General features: G+C 56.6%; 20 protein-coding genes and 1 pseudogene. 13 read left to right on the plus strand and 8 right to left on the minus strand.

What is annotated here, in order from left to right; translation table 11 throughout:
* Positions 1–11: 11 nt before the first annotated feature.
* A complete protein-coding gene (gene rimK, locus ACZ1GM_RS07605) occupies positions 12–917 on the plus strand; it encodes a 30S ribosomal protein S6--L-glutamate ligase (RefSeq protein ID WP_472675921.1) in 906 nt (301 codons plus the stop codon).
* Positions 918–920: 3 nt separating this feature from the next.
* Here the strand turns inward: rimK and ACZ1GM_RS07610 are convergent, their stop codons facing one another.
* From ACZ1GM_RS07610 to rpsF, 5 genes are all read right to left on the minus strand, one after another.
* The gene (locus tag ACZ1GM_RS07610) at positions 921–1529 is read right to left on the minus strand and encodes a hypothetical protein (RefSeq protein ID WP_472675922.1); all 609 of its coding nucleotides are present in this window, start codon (positions 1527–1529) and stop codon (positions 921–923) included.
* A gap of 97 nt (positions 1530–1626) precedes the next feature.
* On the minus strand, positions 1627–3063 hold the full coding sequence (locus ACZ1GM_RS07615; RefSeq protein WP_472675923.1) for an AMP nucleosidase: 1437 nt from the start codon (positions 3061–3063) through the stop codon (positions 1627–1629).
* Between the two features lie 120 nt (positions 3064–3183).
* Positions 3184–3870, minus strand: a complete 687-nt coding sequence (gene rplI / locus ACZ1GM_RS07620; protein ID WP_472675924.1) for a 50S ribosomal protein L9 — start codon at positions 3868–3870, stop codon at positions 3184–3186.
* 12 nt (positions 3871–3882) lie between these two features.
* The gene (rpsR, locus tag ACZ1GM_RS07625; protein ID WP_472675925.1) at positions 3883–4107 is read right to left on the minus strand and encodes a 30S ribosomal protein S18; all 225 of its coding nucleotides are present in this window, start codon (positions 4105–4107) and stop codon (positions 3883–3885) included.
* A complete protein-coding gene (gene rpsF, locus ACZ1GM_RS07630; protein ID WP_472675926.1) occupies positions 4107–4469 on the minus strand; it encodes a 30S ribosomal protein S6 in 363 nt (120 codons plus the stop codon). The genes rpsR and rpsF overlap by 1 nt, the downstream gene beginning before the upstream one ends.
* Before the next feature lie 190 nt (positions 4470–4659).
* Between rpsF and ACZ1GM_RS07635 the strand changes: the two genes are divergently transcribed.
* Both ACZ1GM_RS07635 and ACZ1GM_RS07640 read left to right on the plus strand, forming a co-directional pair.
* Entirely contained in the window at positions 4660–5619 is a 960-nt protein-coding gene (locus ACZ1GM_RS07635) for a DUF808 domain-containing protein (RefSeq protein ID WP_472675927.1), read from the plus strand.
* Between the two features lie 272 nt (positions 5620–5891).
* Positions 5892–7172 carry a GGDEF domain-containing protein gene (locus tag ACZ1GM_RS07640; protein WP_472675928.1) on the plus strand — a complete coding sequence of 427 codons (1281 nt, stop codon included), beginning with the start codon at positions 5892–5894 and terminating at the stop codon, positions 7170–7172.
* On the opposite strand, the pseudogene ACZ1GM_RS07645 reads toward ACZ1GM_RS07640, so the two are convergent.
* Positions 7169–8599 (minus strand): annotated as a pseudogene (locus ACZ1GM_RS07645) (glutamate ligase domain-containing protein). The gene ACZ1GM_RS07640 and the pseudogene ACZ1GM_RS07645 sit on opposite strands and share 4 nt — an antisense overlap.
* A gap of 53 nt (positions 8600–8652) precedes the next feature.
* Between ACZ1GM_RS07645 and ACZ1GM_RS07650 the strand changes: the two are divergent.
* The 8 genes from ACZ1GM_RS07650 (at position 8653) to ACZ1GM_RS07685 (ending at position 16295) form a co-directional block, all read left to right on the plus strand.
* Positions 8653–9465: an LD-carboxypeptidase gene (locus ACZ1GM_RS07650; protein WP_472675929.1), complete on the plus strand. Its 813-nt coding sequence runs from the start codon at positions 8653–8655 to the stop codon at positions 9463–9465.
* A 26-nt stretch (positions 9466–9491) separates the two neighbouring features.
* On the plus strand, positions 9492–10427 hold the full coding sequence (gene fabD, locus ACZ1GM_RS07655; RefSeq protein ID WP_472675930.1) for an ACP S-malonyltransferase: 936 nt from the start codon (positions 9492–9494) through the stop codon (positions 10425–10427).
* Positions 10428–10519: 92 nt separating this feature from the next.
* Positions 10520–12418 carry a beta-propeller domain-containing protein gene (locus tag ACZ1GM_RS07660; RefSeq protein ID WP_472675931.1) on the plus strand — a complete coding sequence of 633 codons (1899 nt, stop codon included), beginning with the start codon at positions 10520–10522 and terminating at the stop codon, positions 12416–12418.
* A 54-nt stretch (positions 12419–12472) separates the two neighbouring features.
* The gene (gene fabG, locus ACZ1GM_RS07665; RefSeq protein ID WP_472675932.1) at positions 12473–13225 is read left to right on the plus strand and encodes a 3-oxoacyl-[acyl-carrier-protein] reductase; all 753 of its coding nucleotides are present in this window, start codon (positions 12473–12475) and stop codon (positions 13223–13225) included.
* A 194-nt stretch (positions 13226–13419) separates the two neighbouring features.
* A complete protein-coding gene (gene dnaN / locus ACZ1GM_RS07670) occupies positions 13420–14547 on the plus strand; it encodes a DNA polymerase III subunit beta (RefSeq protein WP_472675933.1) in 1128 nt (375 codons plus the stop codon).
* Between the two features lie 6 nt (positions 14548–14553).
* A complete protein-coding gene (locus tag ACZ1GM_RS07675; RefSeq protein WP_472675934.1) occupies positions 14554–15180 on the plus strand; it encodes a glutathione S-transferase family protein in 627 nt (208 codons plus the stop codon).
* A gap of 28 nt (positions 15181–15208) precedes the next feature.
* Positions 15209–15625 carry a DUF2855 family protein gene (locus ACZ1GM_RS07680; RefSeq protein ID WP_472675935.1) on the plus strand — a complete coding sequence of 139 codons (417 nt, stop codon included), beginning with the start codon at positions 15209–15211 and terminating at the stop codon, positions 15623–15625.
* Entirely contained in the window at positions 15573–16295 is a 723-nt protein-coding gene (locus ACZ1GM_RS07685; protein WP_472675936.1) for a DUF2855 family protein, read from the plus strand. Before ACZ1GM_RS07680 ends, ACZ1GM_RS07685 begins: the two co-directional genes overlap by 53 nt.
* 30 nt (positions 16296–16325) lie before the next feature.
* Here the strand turns inward: ACZ1GM_RS07685 and ACZ1GM_RS07690 are convergent, their stop codons facing one another.
* Positions 16326–18080, minus strand: coding sequence for an N-acyl-D-amino-acid deacylase family protein (locus ACZ1GM_RS07690; RefSeq protein ID WP_472675937.1), 1755 nt, complete (start codon positions 18078–18080; stop codon positions 16326–16328).
* Positions 18081–18149: 69 nt separating this feature from the next.
* Here ACZ1GM_RS07690 and ACZ1GM_RS07695 point away from each other — a divergent pair, with 69 nt between their 5' ends.
* Positions 18150–19049 carry an alpha/beta fold hydrolase gene (locus ACZ1GM_RS07695; protein WP_472675938.1) on the plus strand — a complete coding sequence of 300 codons (900 nt, stop codon included), beginning with the start codon at positions 18150–18152 and terminating at the stop codon, positions 19047–19049.
* Positions 19050–19119: 70 nt separating this feature from the next.
* Positions 19120–20064, plus strand: coding sequence for a glycerophosphodiester phosphodiesterase family protein (locus ACZ1GM_RS07700; protein WP_472675939.1), 945 nt, complete (start codon positions 19120–19122; stop codon positions 20062–20064).
* 2 nt (positions 20065–20066) lie between these two features.
* Here the strand turns inward: ACZ1GM_RS07700 and ACZ1GM_RS07705 are convergent, their stop codons facing one another.
* Positions 20067–20921, minus strand: a complete 855-nt coding sequence (locus ACZ1GM_RS07705; RefSeq protein WP_472675940.1) for an alpha/beta fold hydrolase — start codon at positions 20919–20921, stop codon at positions 20067–20069.
* Between the last annotated feature and the right edge of the window lie 17 nt (positions 20922–20938).

A 20938-nucleotide genomic window follows, 5' to 3' on the forward strand; every position in this document is an offset into this window, starting at 1 on the left:
GGAAATATTCGATGAAAATAGCGATGTTAGCCCGCAATCCGAACCTTTATTCGCATACGCGTATGGTGGAGGCAGCGGAGGAGCGCGGCCATACGCTCGACATTCTCAACACCACACGCTGCATGGTAAATATCGCCAGCCACCGTCCGACGATCACGTATAATGGTGAGACGCTGAAGGGGTATGAGGCGGTCATTCCGCGCATCGGCGCGTCCATCACGCAATACGGGCTCGCCGTCCTGCGGCAGTTCGAAATGCAGGGCGTCTGGCCACTTAACGAAAGCGTCGCGATCGGGCGGAGCCGCGACAAGCTACGTTCCATGCAGATCTTGGCGAAGCACGGCCTTGGCCTGCCGCTTACCGCCTATGCCAACGATCCCAAAGCTGCCGAGGAGATCATCAAGGCGGTCAATGGCCCGCCGGTGGTCATCAAATTGCTCGAGGGCACGCAGGGTATCGGTGTGGTTCTGGCAGAGACGATGAGCAGCGCCAAATCGGTGATTGAGGCGTTTCGCGGGGCCAATGTGAACATTCTGGTTCAGGAGTTTATCAAGGAGGCGGGCGGCACAGACATCCGCGCGCTGGTGGTGGGCGGCAAGGTTGTCGCCGCTATGAAGCGCACCGGCGCGGCTGATGATTTCCGCAGCAATCTGCACCGCGGAGGAAGCGCGGAGGTGATCAAGATCACACCGGGCGAGCGGTCAACCGCCGTCAGCGCCGCGAAACGCATGGGCCTGAATGTATGCGGTGTCGATATGCTGCGCAGCAATCACGGCCCGGTGATTATGGAGGTGAACTCTTCACCTGGGCTTGAGGGTATCGAGAAAGCGACCGGCAAGGATGTTGCGGGCCAGATTATCGATTTCGTCGTGACAAACGCCAAGGCGGGGAAAACGAAGACTAAGGGGAAAGGGTGAGGGCTACGTCAGGAACGAACCTACGAGTCTAGAATATGTCCAAGAAACAAGTCCACCCCAAAGCAAGACCAGAAGGGCGATAACACCTAGCAATCCAATACCTTCATCAGGAGCGTCCCCATCTTCGGCCTCCTTTTGTTGAAGAGATGGGCCTACGAAATCTATGATTGCGTTGAGGCCGACGATCGCAAGGAAAATGAATACGGTGCCATAGAATATAAGGTCATCTATTGATTGTGCCTGATGAGCATCGCTTTGGCCAATTCCAAATAGCAGCGAATTAGAGCGATTTGCAAAGGCACAGAGCGAAGCAAGGATGATCGAAGCGAAAACCGCCGGTCCTCGCTTGATTTTATAAATAACCCGGTTCAAATAAGCGGCACCGATTGTAGTCGCTAAGAACGACGAGATGACGATCAAACTGGCTAGATTTGGGCCAATGTCTATAGCTGGTACTGACGTTCCGCTGCCTCGCAACTCGGTGTTTTCCGAGAACCAGAGCCAGCCTGCAAACATGCTTCCAAATGTCGCCATTACAGCAAATAGAGAGGCCGTGGTGCCGATCGGTGCGGCTTTGAATTCAGCGGTGATTCTGCCAAGTATCTTCAACAAACGATGCTCCTTTCGCTAAGCGCACACTACATGATGGCAGTTTGGCACGAACTAGGCCTTTAGTGAGCGTTGTTTCCTGCAGGGCTACTTGATTGGCTCACCTAAACGGCGGTTCGTTAAACGCCCTTAGCTTCCGCGAGTGCAGCCGGTCACCTTCATCGCGCAGCCGTTTGCAGGCTTGCAAGCCTATCTGAAGGTGTGCGGCAATGGCTTGTTCGTAAAACTGGTTCGCTTGTCCCGGCAGCTTGATTTCACCATGCAGCGGCTTGTCAGAAACGCATAGCAGCGTTCCGTAAGGCACGCGGAAGCGATAGCCCTGCGCCGCGATGGTGGCGCTCTCCATCTCAACGGCAATCGCGCGGCTTTGCGAAAAACGGCGCGCCGAAGTCGAATAGAGCAGTTCCCAGTTCCGATCGTCTGTGGTCACCACGGTGCCGGTACGCATCCGCTGTTTCAGATTGGCACCTTGTACCCCTGATACCTCCTCGGTTGCACCAGCAAGTGCCTGCTGAACCTCAGCAATGGGGGGAATGGGGATCTCCGGCGGAAGGACACCATCCAATACGTGATCATCGCGCAGATAAGCATGAGCCAGCACAAAATCGCCGATCTTCTGGCTTGATCGCACACCGCCGCAGTGACCGATCATCATCCATGCATGCGGGCGAAGCACCGCCAAGTGATCGCAGATCGTCTTGGCATTGGACGGACCGACACCGATATTCACCAGGGTGATGCCTCGCCCATCCTCGCGGATCAGGTGATAGGCGGGCATTTGGTGGCGCCGCCACGCTGTGTCTGACAATTGCAGATGCGCAGAATCGACATTGCCCTCAATATGCAATCCGCCTGCGCCAGTCAGCGCGGTATAGCCATCGCTACCGATCTGCTGAGCGCCCCAGTCAACGAATTCATCAACATAGCGATGATAATTCGTAAACAGTATAAAGTCCTGAAAGTCCTCAACCCGCGTGCCGGTGTAGTGGGCGAGACGGGCCAGCGAATAGTCCGTGCGCAGTCCGTCGAACAGCGATAGCGGCATCGCCGTGCCCTCGGTTACTTCCAGTGCATCTGCGATTTCGTCACCAATCAGGGCCAAGTCTGTGGAGGGGAAGTGTTGGGCGATGTCTTGCGGCGCGATACCAACCATCGCGGCGCCCGCTTCCCCGTCGAGAACATAGGGAAATGGGATCTCCTGCCGCGATCGTCCGACAGTGACATCAACTTCATACTCGTCAAAGATCAGGCTGAGTTGCTCGGTCAAATATGATGCGAACAAATCCGGGCGGGTGACAGTGGTCTTGTATGTGCCCGGCTCTTCCAACCGACCGAAGGCCCGGCTGCGATCCTTGGGTTCCCCGACTCCTGAGTAATGCAATGTGATCTCGGGATAGGCATAGCTGCCATCGGTCCGCTTGCGGGCCGGGGGAATGGTGCCATCTCGGCCAAACGCGATTACATCGGCGCGCAGAGATGAAACCGCAGTGTCGTAGACTTGTTGGAGCTGGCTCAGGATTGCTTCGATTGATGTCATAGGGGCGACGTATACCTCTCATGCGGAATTTCAAAGACATGGCTCAAATCATGTCCATTTACAAAAAGGGCGCGACCCTCGCAGGCCGCGCCCCTTGAAAGCGCAAAGGCTAAGTTGAACTTAGTCTTCAGCTTTATCCTCTTCTACCGCAGGTGCAGCTTCTTCTTCAGCGGCAGGTTCTGCATCGTCAGCAGCTACCGCTTCGGCATCTGCTGGCTTTTCGAACATGTCTTCGGGAATTTCGCCCGGTTCCAGCGTTGAATCAACACGGGTTTCTGCGGCCGCTTCCTCGATCTCTTTCTGCTCGTCTTCGAACATTTGAGCGAGAACATCGACACCCTGGCTCTGAAGCTCGGCTTCATCGTCAGACCGTGCAACATTGGCTTTCACAGTGACGCGAACCTCTGGGTGCAGAGCAACAGTAACATCGTGCATGCCGATCGTCTTGATCGGGCTGCCCATGATCACCTGTTTCTTGTCGACGTCGTGACCCTGTTCGGCCAGGCCAGCGACGATGTCGCGAACATTGACAGAGCCATAAAGCTGACCAGCGTTTGACGATGCACGGATCAGAACGACCTCTGCCCCGTCCACTTTGCCGCCGGCCTTCTCGGCTTCTGTACGACGCTCAGCATTCTCTTTTTCGAGCCGCTCGCGGTTCGCTTCGAATACTTTCTTGTTGGCGTCGTTAGCGCGCAGAGCCTTCTTCTGCGGGAGCAGGAAGTTGCGGGCATACCCGTCCTTAACGGTAACAACGTCACCAATCGTGCCGAGCTTCTCAATACGCTCAAGGAGAATGATATCCATGTGTCTTCTCCCTTATTTCACGATGTAGGGCAGCAGGCCGATATGGCGAGCGCGCTTGATAGCCTTGGCCAGCTCACGCTGCTTCTTGGCGCTGACGGCGGTGATACGTGACGGAACGATCTTGCCGCGCTCTGACATAAAGCCCTGCAGCAGACGAACGTCTTTGTAATCGATTTTTGGCGCACCTTCACCCGAAAATGGGCAGGACTTGCGACGACGGAAGAATGGTTTTGACATTAGTCGTCTCCTCGCTCTGCGCGACGCTTCTTATCGCGATCGCTCTTGCGCATCATTACGCTTGGGCCGGCTTCGTGCTCGTCAACGCGAATGGTCATATAACGAATGACATCTTCGTTGATACGCGTCTGACGTTCCAGCTCTTCTACAACAGCGCCAGGGCCGTCGATGTTGAGCATGACGAAGTGCGCCTTGCGGTTGCGGTCGATTTTGTAAGCGAGTGATTTGAGGCCCCAAGTCTCCGTCTTGGTGACTGTGCCTTCATTCTTCTCGACAATTTCGGTAGCAGTGGCGGCCAGTTGATCGACCTGAGCCTGGCTCAAGTCTTGGCGCGCCAGAAAGATGTGCTCGTATAGAGCCATATCTCTGTCCTTTCAGTTCATGCCGATCGCTGGCACTCCCACGCGGCTCGCGGGGGCCCCTCCGGCTTTCTTTCTCGCCTCTTGGAAAGAAGCGATGGGCGCACATAGCGAAACGCGGTGATAATGCAAGGCTTGTCGCGCGCCGCAGAACGGGGCAGGGCATTTGTTGCTCTGAGGGGAGAAAAGTCAAATGCCATCAGGTTTGGTCGCTTTACTGGATGATGTATCGATAATCGCGCGCACAGCCGCTGCGTCGGTCGATGATATAGCCGCCGCTGCAGGGCGCGCAGGGTCAAAAGCCGCCGGTGTTGTGATCGATGATGCGGCGGTCACTCCGTCCTATGTCACGGGCCTGAGTCCAGCGCGCGAGCTGCCGATCATTTGGAAGATTACCAAAGGCAGCCTGATCAACAAATTGCTGATCCTGCTGCCTGGCGCGCTCTTACTCAGCGAGTTCCTGCCGCAAGCAATCATTTTCGTGCTCATGCTGGGTGGTGCTTTCCTTGCCTATGAAGGCGCGGAAAAGGTCTTGGAAAAACTCGGCGGTGCCAAACATGGTGCGACGCTGGAGGATGAAATTACCGATCCTGCAGCATTCGAAAAGCAGCGTGTTTCTGGCGCCATCCGTACGGATCTGATTTTGTCGGCGGAGATTATGGCGATCACGCTCAACGAAGTGGCCGCAGAAGACTTCTGGACACGGGCGGGCGTGTTGGCCCTGGTCGGCGTGGTCATCACAGTTGTTGTTTATGGTGCAGTTGCCTTGATCGTAAAGATGGATGACCTTGGTCTTGCTTTGACCAAGCGGGAATCAAACCTGGCCCAGTCAGTGGGGCGCGGCCTAGTCGCTGCCATGCCGGGACTGCTCACCGCACTTTCAATTATCGGAACGGTGGCAATGCTGTGGGTCGGTGGCGGCATCTTGTTGCATGGCACGCATGAGCTGGGCTGGCATGGGCTGTACGATGCCACTCACGGGATTGAGGCGGCGGTTGCGAACACTTTTGGGCCGTTGGGCGGACTGATGGGTTGGCTGACTTATGCAGCGCTATCCGCCTTGCTCGCTTTGATTGTCGGCTCGATAATCGCATTTCTTTTGCACAAAGTGTTGAAATTCGGTCACGAAGAGGGCGCAGAGGTCGCGCATTAGACCCACTCTGGGACAGTTTGAAAACGTGTCTTACCCTTAACCAGAAACCGTCCAGAGTCCCAATTCGGTACGCGGTAATGCGTAGCGCTAGCGCACCCTAAACGTCTGTCACACACCCCATTGAAGCCATGGTTTTTCGTCATGGTTAACGGGGAATAATTGTGCGTCGCATCGCGCTCTTTGCGTGGATCATAATGGTTACCAACTTCGCCTTTGCGGGCCCGGCACTAGCGCGATTCGCTGGGCCCGCAGAGGTGATGTCTGGGCTGTTTATGGCGTCCGTGACTGCGGCAGCGGTCCCTTTTCTTTCAAGCGCGCTGGCCGCAATGCTGGTTTGTGGGCTTCTGATCGTCCCCCTGATCTATGATGCGTTGTTCTATCGCATCCTGCGAGAGCGCTTCATTTTGCTGCATGCCGCGATGGTTGCCGCGATGCTGGGCTTTACGCTGACGAGCAGCGCTCTCGCTCCGGTGCTCTTCAATGGTGTTGCGCCCGATCTGCTGGGGCGCCTGAATATGCTGATCTTTGTGGTGGCGTGCATTTTCGCGCTGCTATTTGCAAGCCGAGTGATTGAGCGAACATATCGCAGTCAATTCATGGAGTTGAACCTGATCGGTGCGGCAATCCTGATATTAGCCATCACGGTCATCGCGCTTGTCGCTGGGCTTGAGCCCTATCTCAATGAGAACCCGCGCTATCTGCTGACCTTCTTTGTGCCGGCAGCGGTCTTGATGGCGGTGATCGTCTTGGCAATTGGTCAGGGGAGCCGTGCCGCGCAATGGGTGGGGTTTGGCCTGGTGGGCGTTTTGGCGGCAGTGGTAGTCCTGCTCTTGGATGCGGTTGGGATAATGCAACTTGGCATTGGTCCGACAGGTCTTGCGCTGCTCTCTTTGGTCACATTCGCTGTTGTAACCTCCCTTGGCGTTGGCGATCGCTTTCTGGCGATGCGTCAGGACCGCGACAGCGCCGTTCTGCAGGCGAACGAGCTTGGTCAGATGGCTCAGACTGATGGTCTTACTGGCCTGCTGAACAGGCGTGCATTTGAGAAGGTTGAGACCTTGCATCTGGGCGAAGGGTTGTTGGTCGCCGACATTGACCGCTTCAAGCCGATCAACGACAACTTTGGCCACCAAATGGGCGATCAGGTGTTGCGCCATACCGCCAACGTCTTGCGAGAATCCATGAGAGAACACGGACCTGCGGAGATTTATCGCTTGGGCGGTGAGGAGTTCGCCATACTCTGTCCGGCAGAGAGAGCGTCGCAACTCATGACGATCGCTGAGGAAGTGCGCGAAATGATTGCGGGCGAAGTGCTAGAGCTTGGTGATGAAATTCTGCCCCCCTATACGATCAGTATTGGAGCGGTAATTGGGCGGGGGCAGGAGATGGATCAGGCGTTTGCCGAGGCGGACTCTGCCTTGTATGGCGCCAAGGCGATGGGGCGCGACCGTTCGGTTCTGTATCGCCACAACCCCGCTACCGATGAGCCGCTGGTTGAGCAGCCGCCGCGCATTGATAACCGCAGCAATTTTGGCGGGACTGAGCGCGCCTAACCTAACCGGGTAAGAACCTCTTTTGCAAAAGTCGTGAGCGTATCGTCGCGCGCACCCATAATCACAATGCGGTCGCCGTGCTGTGCGATCTGAATGAGGCGGTGCGCAACCTCCGCCCGTTCCGGGACATGCTCCGCATCTCCGCCAGCTTCTTTGATCAAGTTGATAATGCGCTCGCTGCCCTCGCTGCGGTCCACGGTCCCGCCGAAATAAACGGGGTCACACAAGATGGTAACGTCCTCGGCGTCTAATTCGCGCGCAAAGGTCTCGGCAAGTTCCGCGCCCATTTGCCGCAACGGTCCGTATCCATGGGGTTGGAAAAACGCGATAATCCGGTCGGAATGCGATTTGAGGGTGCGCAGAGTAGCAGCGCATTTCTCTGGATTGTGTCCGAAATCATCGATGACGGTCACGCCTGATGGGCTGACACCGACAATGTCAAAACGTCGGGCTAACCCCGTAAAACTGCTCAATGCTTCGACTGCCGCGTTGACTGGCACACCGACCGCCGCTGCTCCAGCGATCGCGGCAAGCGCATTGGACAGGTTATGCGCGCCCGGCATCGTCAGCGTGAGCGGATGTTCGCTGCCGTCGTGACGATCTATAACTAACGCAGCCTGACGTGTCGGCCCCTCGGCAACGCTACCCGGCACGATACCGATCTGTGCCTTTTCTTGTGTTACCCCAAACGTGATCGCTTCTTTTGCGTGGGGAAGTAATGCGATGGCCTCTGGATCATCAGCGTTGATGACAGAAATGCGACTGCGCGACAGATACTCTCCGAACAAAATGCGCAATTCGTCCATGCTTTTGTGATCGAGACTGACGTTAAGCAAAACGCCTACCGCAGGCCGGTAGAGCGCGATTGAGCCGTCGCTTTCATCGACCTCGCTGACATAGATGCTCTGTCCACCGACGATCGAACTGGCGAACGGTACGCTCCTCGGATACGAAGTTCTTCATAACCGCGCCGTTCATCACTGTCGGCTCGCGACCGGTACCGCTTGCATGATCCAGCCCAGCATTCCGGTAACGGTCGATTTGCCACTGGTTCCTGCAATGGCGATGCCAGCACCGCTTGTGTTGAACAGGATGGAGTTAAGCTCCGCGCGAGTTAGGCGCAGGCAATCAAGCGTTTTCGCCTTCGCGATCTCTGGCACCGTGTCCTCGACAGCTGCGGAAGCTACGACGATCTGATCGCCTGACGTTATTCCGCTGCCATCCTGCGGATGCAGATCAAACCCTTGCGCCTCTAGTGCCGCAAACTTTTCTGGCGTGCGTCCCTGATCATGGCTGCGGTCAGACCCGGCGACGGTCGCGCCGCGCCCGTTCAGGATTTGCGCCAGCGGCAGCATCCCCGATCCGCCAATGCCGACAAAAAAGAATGGGCGGGCCAGCAATTCTTCAGGTGTGGGAAAGTCGCTCATGGCGCGGCGCTATTCAGTTGTGCCGGGAATGACAAGCGGGCTAGGGCACTTTCATGCAACGGATTGCAATATGTGCCCCAGCGACCCCGCTTGACCCCGCGCATGCGGGGCAGGTGACGGCCCTGGCCGCGGCGGAGTTTCCTGAGCTTGCGCTATCTTTCCATCCGCAGTGTTTCGTCGAGGATGGTCATTTCGCAGGCTCAGACACCGTAAGGGCAGCTGCATTGCTGGAGTGCGCCAATGACCCGGCTTATGACGCCGTCTGGTTTGCCAAGGGCGGATACGGATCGAACCGGATCATCCAGACTTTTATGGAGCATCACAACGCCGCAGCGGGTCATAAGACATACCTTGGATATTCTGATTGTGGGTTTCTGCTCGGTGCACTTCATCATCACCAGATTGGCAAGGCGGTTCACGGGCCGATGCCGGTGGATGTTGGCCGGACCGGTGGCGAGCAGGCAATTAGACGCGCTCTCGGATGGTTCGCCGGGGACGAAGCCGGTTCGGAGCCATCCCTTGATGATCGGCAGACACTGGCATTCAACCTGATGACATTGGCGATGATGGTCGGTTCTGAGCACATGCCAGACCACCGTGATCATGTCATTATGGTCGAAGAGGTGGCGGAACATCTCTACGCGATTGACCGCATGTTTTGGCAGATCACCAACAATCTGACTGATTGCGCTGGGATCCGTTTGGGTGAAGTCACGAACATACCCGAAAATGATCGCCCGTTTGGCGTGGGTGTGGAAGAGATTGCGCGGAATTCGTGCCAACGCCATGGAATCCCGTATCTGGGACGAGCCAAAATCGGGCACAGCATCGATAATCATATCGTACCACTTACAAGCCCGATCTGAGGCCGGGCCGAGCAGGAGAATATCCAGTGACCGCATTTATCTTTCCCGGACAAGGCAGCCAGAAAGTCGGCATGGGCGTCGAACTTGCCGAAGCAAGCGCCGCTGCCAAGGCCGTATTTGAGGAGGTGGATGACGCACTCTCGCAGAAGCTCTCGCTAATCATGAGCGCAGGGCCGGATGATCAATTGCTGCTTACCGAGAACGCGCAGCCCGCGATTATGGCCAATGCCATCGCGACCCTTCGCGTGCTCGAACAGGATTTCGGTGTGAGGCTTTCCGAGCATGCAACATGCGTCGCTGGGCATTCTCTTGGGGAATATACCGCCCTTTGTGCGTCGGGCGCATTCAATCTGGCAGATACCGCGCGACTGTTGAAGCTTAGGGGGCAGGCCATGCAAGAAGCTGTGCCTGTTGGTGCTGGCGCGATGGCTGCGTTACTGGGTGCTGATGTGGAAAAGGCGACGGCGCTCGCACAGGCAGCCGCTGGCACAAAGGTTTGCGAAATTGCCAATGATAACGATCCAACACAGGTGGTGATCTCTGGGCATTTGGATGCGATCGAGCGTGCCATCTCGATTGCCAAGGAGCACGGCATAAAGCGCGGGATCAAGCTGCCTGTTTCCGCTCCGTTTCACTGTTCACTCATGCAACCGGCGGCGGACCGCATGGCCGAAGCGCTAGCGGAAACCCCGCCAGAGGGGTTTATGGTTCCGCTCTATGCGAATGTTACCGCAGCCAAGGTGACCGATCCGGCAGAGGAACGCTCATTACTGATAGAGCAGGTCACAGGCCGCGTGCGCTGGCGCGAAAGTGTGCTGGCTATGCGAGCGGATGGGGTGGAGCATTTTGTTGAACTCGGCGGAAAGGTGCTCGGCCCGATGGTGGGCCGCATCGACAAAGAGGCTCAGGTTACGAGTCTGGTAACGATGGACGATCTGGAGGCTCTTGCGAGAACCATATAGCAAAGCTCCCGTTGCTCGGCATTATAGCAAAGCTCCCGTTGCTCGGCATTCATCCGCCGCGACGTAGCGTTTTGTCAGGAGGACGAGTCGTTATGGTTTCATTCGGACGATTTCGGGCGCTTTTGCTTCTGGCATCAGGATCGTTGGCGGCTGCAGGGTGCCAGCCTGCGGCGAAAAACATCGCGACAACAACGCATGGCGGCGGCCTGAACAGCTTTGCCAATGAGGCTGAGCTTGAAGCTTTCGCGGATAAAATGGCCAAGATGGCCGAGAGACAAAGGCGGGAATACGAATTCAATGCCGTGTTGGAATCAGCCTCATCCAAAGTAGCCGACGCCGGTGCGCCTGCCGACGAGTCCATCACTAATACGCAAGAGGCGGGCGTTGACGAAGGCGGCATAGTCAAACGCGCTGGTGACTATCTCGTCGTGCTGCGCAGAGGCCGGCTGTTTACCATCCGTGTTGGCGACGATGCCTTGACGCCCACCGATGCTGTTGATGCTTTTGCGCCGGACAAGCAGAACCCAGGGTCAACGTGGTATGACGAGATGCTGGTCCGCGGTGACCAGGTGATTGTTATCGGTTATTCGTATGGCGATTTTGGAACTGAGGTGAACCGGTTCAGCATATCTGGCGATGGCCAGCTGACCTATCGTGATACGCATTATTTGCGCTCTGGCGATTATTATTCATCGAGCAATTACGCCTCCCGCCTGATCGGCAATGAGCTGATATTTTACGCACCGGTTTTTATGGACTGGGGCAATTGGCGGGATCGCTTGCCGGCGATGCGTGGTGGTGATGCAAATGGCACTGCAGAGCCACTGGTTACACCACAAGGGTTGCACATTCCCCAGCCTTATCGAGATGGGCGCTATCACCTAAACGTTTTGCATACGGTAACACGCTGCGATGTTTCGACTGCTGAACTGGAGTGTACAGCACAATCGGTTGTCGGCACGTGGTCACATGCGTTTTATGTGTCGCGCGATGCGGTCTATGTCTGGACTGGGCTGGCGCACGAAGGGGCTTATGACTCCGTGGGTCAATCAACACCCGGACAGCTTATCCGCATGCCTCTGGACGGCGCCACGCCAGGCTCGGTCCAATCGCAGGGCTCACCGGTCGACCAGTTTTCTTTCGCTGAGGATGCGGGTGAGGGCGTGCTTCGCGTTGTCTTGCGCGAACAGGGCGCAGGCGAGGGCATGTGGGCTGGCGAATTCTCTCGCGGCGACGCTGCACTTCTGACCGTGCCTTTCGATGAGTTCGGCGACGGCAGTGACGGTATGGATCGCAGTGCCTATCGTAAGTTACCGCGTGTTGATGGCTGGCGCTTCCACAACCGCTTTGTTGGCGATTGGTTGCTTTATGCGGGCGGTGATTATGGCCGCGAAGGCGACGATCCATATCTCTACGCTGTTCCGCTGACTGGTGGCGATGCCATCAAAGTCGGTCTGCCACATGGTGTGACGCGGTTTGATCGCATGGGCAGCGATGGCATTGCCGTGGGTCCGGGCGAGCGGAATACGCTGGGCTTCTCTGCAATTTCGTTGGGCAACACTGCGAAGTTGGAGGATACGTATCTCCTTGCCTCTGCCGGAGAGGGTGAGACTCGCAGTCAGGCGTTTTTCTATCGTCCGGATCGCGGTGCTACTTCGGGTGCGAGCGGAACGCTAGGACTACCGATCACTCGGTCACTCGATCGCAACGGCTCAGAATTCCTCGGCAGCGGCTCTTCGATTTTCTTCATGCGCCGCGATAATCGCGAGTTTTCGCCGGCTGGAGAGCTCGTTGCGGCATCCGCGAATGCCGTAGACGATAAGTGTAAGGCATCTTGCGTTGATTGGTACGGCAACGCTCGTCCAATATTTCTGGGCGACCGCATATTTGCTCTTATGGGCTATGAACTGGTTGAGGGTCGCATGAATGGTGGCGCAATCGCAGAGGTGCGACGCACCAATTTTGCCCCATCGAATAAGCCTAGAAGTTGACGACATGCCCTAGGCTCGGCCACAGGCGGGGAAGTTCAACTTAAAGGTGATTTTATGTTCAGCCTCGAAGGAATGACAGCGCTGGTAACTGGTGCGAGCGGCGGCATTGGTTCTGCGATTGCACGCAGTCTGGCCGCACAGGGGGCGAGGCTCGCGCTATCAGGTTCGAACAGCGACAAGCTTCGTGCGTTTCGTGAAGAGCTAAACACCGAGTTCGGCCATGATCATGTGGAGATCACCTGCAACCTTTCCGACACCACTCAAGTCGAGGAGCTTATCCCCGCGACTATCGATACGCTTGGCCAACTCGATATTCTCGTGAACAATGCTGGTATCACACGCGACAACCTCGCCATGCGGATGAAGGATGAGGAGTGGGATCAGGTCATGCGGGTAAATCTGGAGGCTGCTTTCCGCCTGATGCGCGCCTCCGCTCGCCCAATGATGAAAGCGAAGTTTGGCCGAATTATCACCATCACCAGCGTTGTGGGGGCCACAGGCAACCCCGGCCAAATGAACTATGCAGCGGCGAAAGCTGGCCTCACCGGCATGTCGAAAAGCCTTGGACAAGAGCTCGCAAGTCGCGGAATTACCGTGAATTGTGTCGCGCCCGGCTTCATCCGCACCGCGATGACCGATGAATTGCCCGACGCGCAGAAAGAGGCGCTTAATGCGCGTATCCCGATGGGCCGCATGGGTGAGGGCGGCGATATTGGTGCCGCAGTCGCATATCTGGCGAGCCGTGAGGCCGCTTACGTCACTGGCCAAACGCTGCATGTAAATGGCGGAATGGCGATGATGAGCTAGCGCTTGGCGCGAAAGCTCAGGCGTCTTTGTAATTTACGCTTTTATCCCCAAGGAATCAGGACGGGCAGCGGCTCAGCCTTGCCCCCAATGCCCCTAACGCTAATGTCGATGGCGTAAAGCTGCGTCAGGGGGCGATTCCGCCTTTTTGCACGTGCGACTAGGTATCTAAGCCAAGAGGGACGAAAGTAGCACCCATGAAGGCCACAATTGAACGCGCGACGCTGTTGCGGTGTCTTTCCCACGTACAATCCGTCGTTGAGCGCCGGAACACAATTCCGATCCTCTCCAACGTGTTGATTGAGGCTGGCGGCGACGGCGCATTGAAGGTTACCGCGACCGACCTCGATTTACAGGTTGTCGAGAATATGGCGGCGGCAAGTGTCGATGATCCCGGCGCGATCACAGTCTCGGCGCATCTGCTATTCGATATTGCCCGGAAACTGCCCGAGGGGAGTCAGGTAAGCCTGGAAACGGCGGAAAACCGCATGGAAATCAAGGCGGGCCGCAGCCGCTTTAAGCTGCCCACGCTCCCGCGCGATGATTTCCCGGTTATTGTCGAGGGTGATCTGCCGACGAGTTTTGAGCTTCCCGCGAAGACCCTCGCCGAGTTGATAGATCGCACTCGGTTCGCGATTTCGACCGAGGAAACCCGGTACTATCTAAACGGGATATTCCTGCACGTATCCGAAGACGACAAGCCGGTGCTGAAAGCTGCGGCAACGGATGGACACCGCCTGGCCCGTTTTACCCTGGATCAGCCGGATGGCGCGCAAGGCATGCCAGACGTGATCGTGCCGCGCAAAGCGGTGGCTGAGCTGCGCAAGCTTCTAGAAGAAGCTCTGGATGGCAATGTCCAGATCGACCTGTCTGCAAGCAAGATCAGGTTCACGCTGGGTGGGGAGGGCGGCGTTGTTCTCACCAGCAAACTGATCGACGGGACGTTCCCGGATTATTCGCGTGTTATTCCAACGGGTAATGACAAGCTCCTCAAAGTTGATCCGAAGAGTTTCTTTGAGGGCGTGGACCGTGTTGCGACCATCGCGACCGAGAAAACCCGCGCCGTGAAGATGGGTTTGGATAAGGACAAAGTCACGCTGACTGTCACGAGTCCCGACAATGGCAATGCTTCGGAGGAACTTGCGGCAGAATATGCCGCAGACGGTCTCGAAATCGGTTTCAACGCCGGGTATCTGAAAGACATCCTCAGCCAGATCGATTCCGATGTTGTTGAACTGCACCTGGCAGATGCGGGCGCACCGACATTGATCCGTAAGAATGAGGACAGCCCAGCGCTTTATGTGCTGATGCCAATGCGGGTTTAGTTGGGGGTGGCCGATGTCCGGATATTCGGGCCGGTCATTTCTACGTATGTGCGCATTGTCGAGATAGTCTGCGAAGAGGCTGGCCTATCGCATGAGGTGGTGCCGACCGGGGCACATGCTCCCGAAAATCGCCATCCTTTCGGAAAAGTGCCGGTCGTCGAGGTTGATAGTCTGGAGCTTACCGAGACTGCTCCGATTACGCGCTACCTCGACTGCACGCATAATGGCGGGGCACTGCAGCCCGACGATTCGCATGCCCGGTATGTCATGGATCATTGGATCGCGACCAATGACAACTACCTTTTTCCGCTATTCGAACATGGCCTCGTCATGCCGTACATCATGCATCGCCACGCCAGGTTGCCATTCGATAAAGAACGGATCGCTCGGGCGCTGCCTGACATAGCGAAAACACTTAACTTTCTTGAGCTTAGCCTGCAATCCGACGGTGCGTGGACGTCGCACGGATTTACGCTCGCTGACATCTTTCTGTACGTGAACCTTCTTGGCGTGCGCTCAACACCGGAAGGTCGTGAAGGTATTGCACAATGCGACACTTTATCCGCCTGGATGGCTGTTTGTGATGCCAGACCCAGCATTGCCGTAACGCGCTGGGAGTTTGAGCGCGGCTGAGCTAGAACTATCGCAAAGGAGAGATGCGATGATTCAGCAAGTCCACGTTACCAAAAATAGGCTTGATGACGCCGCACTGGTCGAGCTGGCACCAGGCGAATTGGCAGAGGGTGCAGCACGTCTTGAAATTGAGAGCTTCTCGGTAACCGCTAACAACATCACCTACGCAGTGGTTGGCGACGGATTTGGCTATTGGAACTTCTTCCCAGCACCAGATGGCAAGGGCATCGTACCTATGTGGGGTCATGCGGAGGTTATTGAGAGCAATTGCCCCGATATCGCGGTGGGCGAACGCGTCTACGGCTATATCCCCATGGCGACCCATCTTGATGTATTTCCGGGCAAGATCACGCCCAGCGGTTTTGTGGATACGGTACGAGCATCGCCAACCGATGAGCCCCGTTTACAACCAGTATTCGCGGCTCACCGCCGATCCCGAACATGATCCCGCGCGCGAGGGCGAGCGGATGATCTTTGGCCCGCTGTTCAAGACCGGGTTCCTCATCGAATTCTTCATGCGCAATGAAAACTGGTTTGGCGCTGAGAGCGTGATCCTGACCAGTGCATCGTCGAAGACTGCGATGGGCCTTGCGGCGGTGGCTAAAGAGCGCTCGCCGAATATCAAACGTATCGGGCTGACCTCCGCGGGCAATGTTGGGTTCGTCGAGGGTACTGGCCTCTATGATCAAGTGCTGTCCTATGATGATGTCGGAACGTTGAGCAACGTGGCTGCGGTCTCTGTGGACTTTGCCGGCAACGCCGGGTTGCTGCGGCAGATCCACGTTACCTTGGGTGATGATCTGAAATATAGCTGCCTCGTCGGCGCCACGCATATCGAGGAGCGCGGCGCTGGCGGGCTTGGCGGCGGCGAGGGCATGCCAGGGCCAAAACCGACGTTATTCTTTGCGCCAGATCATGCCGTAGCCCTGTTCAAGAATGTTGGACCAGAGGAGGCTGGCAAACAGATCGCGGCGAGCTGGGGTTTCTTCCTCGATGCGGTGGGCGACACGGTTGATATTGAGCGTCATCAAGGAATTGAAGCGGCAAAGGCAACCTATCTTGAGATGATTGGCGGCACGGTGGATCCAGCTAAAGGCATCGTGATAGAGCCTTAGGTAAGGATCGTGGCTGTGGCGGTGAGAGTGCTACTCCGCCGCCTCTGCCAGTTCTGCGCGCTGTGGCCCGCGGATCAGCCCGCCGGGTGTTTCACCGGTCCACGTGCCATTGCGGAACGTGACGTGACCATTTTTGATTGTGGCGACATAGCCATCCGCCTTTTGCAACAGGCGCTTACCGCCCGCAGGTAAGTCAAAAGCGAGCCAAGGCTTGCCAAGCTTGATCTTCTCCATGTCGATAATGTTTAGATCTGCGAGATAACCCGGCGCAAGCACGCCACGATCCTCCAACCCATAGAGCCGCGCGGTGTCGTTACATTGCCGCTTGATCGCGTTTTCCAGCGTGATCTTGTCACCGCGCTTGCGGTCGCGCACCCAATGCTGAAGCATGAATGTGGGCGAGGCTGCGTCGCAGATCGTTCCGCAATGCGCACCGCCGTCTGATAGCGAATTCACAGTGTCATCGCTGTGTTGGAGCGGATGTAGAAAATCGAGGTTCTTGTCTGCGTAGTTCAGGATGGGCAGATAGATGAACCCGCTCGCATCCTCGCGGCACAGCATGTCATAGGCGTATTCCTGTCCGTCGACGCCAGCCTTGTTCGCGCGCGATTGAACGGTTTCCTCATCCGTTGGCTCATAGTCGAAATCGGGGTCCATTTCATACTGCATAGCCCATCCCTGAGTGATCACCGCGACCACCGGCAGGATATCCGTCGGCGCTTCGGAATAGTCGTTGGCTTCTGACAAAAGCTGCGCCTTGAACGCAGGATCGAGCAGTTTCGCTTTTTGCTCCGCCCATGGAAGGTCAGCAATAGCCTGCCAGCTTGGGCGATAGACGAAGGGATGAACGGTACCCTGCCATGCCATGATGATCCCATTCCCGCGCAGCGCAATCTGTGCGACGATGTTGGCGCCATTATCGTTCTCGGCGCGCATCGTTTCGATCTGCTCGTCCAGCGGCAATTCCTTGGCGATGGATTGTAAGGCGGCGAAAGTTACGGGCAGACCCGTCTCGCGGCTGAGATTGCCCATCCATTCAAATTCATTCCAATCGCGTTGTAGATCGCTCGCCATTTCGAACACACCGTGCCCGACGCGGCCCATCGCGCGGCCAAGCTCGACCAGCTCTTCTGCCGTCGCGGTTGTGCCGGGGACCAAAACGCCATCGACATCCTTGTGCAGCACTGTGCGCGATGTGGAGAAGCCGAGCGCACCGGCTCGTACGCCTTCCTCCACAATCTTTGCCATGGCGGCAACGTCGCTATCTGTTGGCACTGCGCCGGGGCCTTCGCGGTCACCCAACACATAGGCCCGCACCGCACCGTGTGGGACATGAGTGCCCACATCGACTGTGCGTGGAAGCTTCTCAAGCGCATCAAGATATTCCGGGAATGTTTCCCAATCCCATGTAATTCCTTCGGCCAGAGCAGTTCCGGGAATGTCCTCAACACCCTCCATCAGGCCGATCAGCCAGTCATGTTTTTCCTTCTTGGCCGGAGCGAAGCCAACGCCGCAATTGCCCATCACCACGGTGGTGACGCCGTGCCAGCTACTGGGGGCCATTTCCTGGTCCCATGTCGCCTGCCCGTCATAATGCGTGTGAATATCGACGAAACCGGGTGTGACGAGGAGGCCAGTCGCATCGATTTCTTCCGCACCTTCACCAGAAACTTCGCCGACCTGAGCAATGATCCCGTTTTTCATAGCGACGTCACCAGTAAATCGCTCGCTTCCCGTTCCATCAACGATAGTTCCGCCGCGAATGACCAAATCGAAGGCCGCCATGTCTCTCTCCTCAAGTTTCTCTCTGAAACTGGTTTAGCATACGGAAGTGCTTCCTGCTACGGTCGCTCAATGACTGGACAAGCAAGCTGGGATCCCGAGCCTGATAGTGGAATTTCCATCGATTGGGTCGAGGCCAATGGACTGACTTTTGAAGTCGCTCAAATTGGGAAAGGGGATCACCTTGCCCTGTGCCTCCATGGGTTCCCGGAACTCCATTACAGCTGGCGTCATCAGATGCCTTTGCTGGCAGAAATGGGTTACCGCGTCTGGGCGCCCAATCTACGTGGTTATGGCGGGACGACACGACCAGTTGGCGCCCGAAACTATGCGCTCGATCATCTAACGCAGGATATAGCCGCGTTGGTCGACGCTAGCGGCGCCAAGAAAGTCACTCTGATAGCTCATGATTGGGGCGCGATCATTGCGTGGCACTTTGCGATTCTGAAACTCAGGCCGATCGAACGACTGGTCATCATGAATGTGCCGCATCCTATGGTTTTGCGGCGCGAATTGAAGACATGGGAGCAGCGCAAGAAGAGCTGGTATGTTTTCTTCTTCCAACTGCCGTGGTTACCGGAGCGAAGGCTAGGCGCGAATGACGGGAAGGTTATTGACGATCTATTCGCAAAGACCAGCTGTAATCCGGAACAGTTCGGGCCTGACGTGCGCGCGGTCTATGCCAGCGCCGCCGCACAGGACGGCGCGCCTGCGGCGATGGTGAATTATTACCGCGCGGCGATGCGATATCGCGATATTGTCAATTTGGGCGACTATCGCGTCGAGACACCTACGCTCTTGGTTTGGGGTGAGGAGGACGTAGCGCTTAACATTCGCTGCTCGCAGGGTACGGAAGAATGGGTGCCGAACCTCGCCGTAGAACGTTTGCTAGGAGTGTCTCACTGGGTTCAACAGGACGCGCCGGATGCGGTAAACACGATCCTTCGTGATTGGCTGCCCACTCAGGCCTAGCCCCCTTGCAAATTTGCTGTAACGCATCTGCCAAAGACATGACTTATGACCGCCAGTGATCGGAGCTAACTTGATACAAATACAGGCCATACTCTTAGCTGTCGGTGCGCTCGCGCTGGCGAGTTCTGCACAGGCGCAGGATAACGGGCAGTGGCGGATCGATGTTAACGACGATCTTTCTGCGCTACTCGACTGCTTTGAGGCAGAGCAAAAGACGCTCATTTCCGCGCACCGCGGTGGACCTACACCGGGCCTGCCCGAGAATGGTCTTGAGACAATGGATGCGGTGCTCACCGCCATTCCGGCCGTTATGGAAATTGACGTCGCGCAAAGCCCCGACGGTGTTCTCTATCTGATGCATGACCGTACGCTGGATCGAACGACGACCGGCACGGGCAATGTCACTGACGTGCCCTGGAGCGAGATTGAGCAACTGATGCTGGTCGATCAGGCAGGTTGGGTCACGCCGTATCGTGTGCCGACCCTTCGCGCGGCTCTGGAATGGGCTAAGGGACGTACGGTGCTGCAGATCGATTTCAAACGCTCTGCCTCGTATAAGGATACAATCGCCCTGATCCAGGAACTCGATATGGCTGATAATGTGATTCTGATCGCGTATTCGGTCGAAGCAGCCGCACGTTTGCATGCGCTTGCCCCAGAGGCGCTCATCTCGCTCTCGCTCAGCAGTTCCAGCGATTTGGCGGAAGCCGAAGCCGCCGGAATTCCACCGCGCAACATCGTAGCCTTCACGGGTACACGCACGGTGCGTCCAGATCTCTATTTGACGCTCGACAATGAAGACGTAGAGGTGATTTTCGGCACACTTGGGCGCTCATCCAACTCGCTCGACAACATCTTCGAGCGGTTCGGAACGGATGAGAGGTATGCCGAGCTGGGCGAAGGCGGGGTCGATATTATCGCGACCGACCGTCCGCGTGACGCGGCGGAAGCTCTCGAAAATGCTGAGCGGCTGCCGATGGTCGGACAATGCGGCGTATCTCGCGCAAGCGAGTAATTCTACGCCACTTCCGCTTCCTCAACGGGTGGTTCGTCCAGGAACGACCGCAGTTCCGCAATACTTTCGTCCGCATGAGTAAGCAGGAACAGGTGCCCGCCACCCTCGACCGTGTAGAGTCGGCTGTTTGGTATAAGCGAATTGAGGAATTTGCCGTTAATGGGTAGCACGATCTGATCATCGTCGCCCATCATGATCAGCGTTTGCTTGGTCAGGAATGGCAGGGCGGGCGCACTCGTCCAACCGAGCATACAGAGCAGCTGATAGAAGTATCCACGCGGGGAGGGTGCTTTCAGCCTGCCAATATGGCTGGACTTCTCATCTGATTTCTCAAGCTCGCCCCCGTACAAAGTCTGGAAGTGCTTCGCCATGAATTCGGCGTCGACATAGCGCCGCGGATCGATCATTTTCGATAGGGATGCGGGATTGCCCGGAACCATCAGCATGCCCATGGTGGTCGCGATCAGTGCCAGCTTCCGCACTCGGTTGCTGTGTTGCAGTGTAAAGTGCTGCGCCATTGCGCCGCCCCAGCTGATGCCAATGACGTCCACTTCATCTATTCCAAAGCGATCAAGCAGTTTGGTTGTGGTCCAGCTCATCGTAAATGGATTATAGGGGATTGTGGGGTCTGAGGAGTCACCAACGCCGGGCATATCAAACATGATAAAAGCGCGATCATCCATCGCTTCGGCCAGTGGTGCAACCGCCTCTATGTTCGCGCCAATACCGTTAAAAAACAGGATCGGCGGGTGATTGCTGGGCTCATCAAGTCGCCACCGGGCAACACGCAGCGTTCGCCCACCCACATCTTCCATCGTGACGTCAGCCGTCATTGATTTGTTTTTTGCTTTCGCCACGTCGGTTTTCCTCCCGA

This window comes from Qipengyuania sp. JB2-7 (assembly GCF_055693485.1).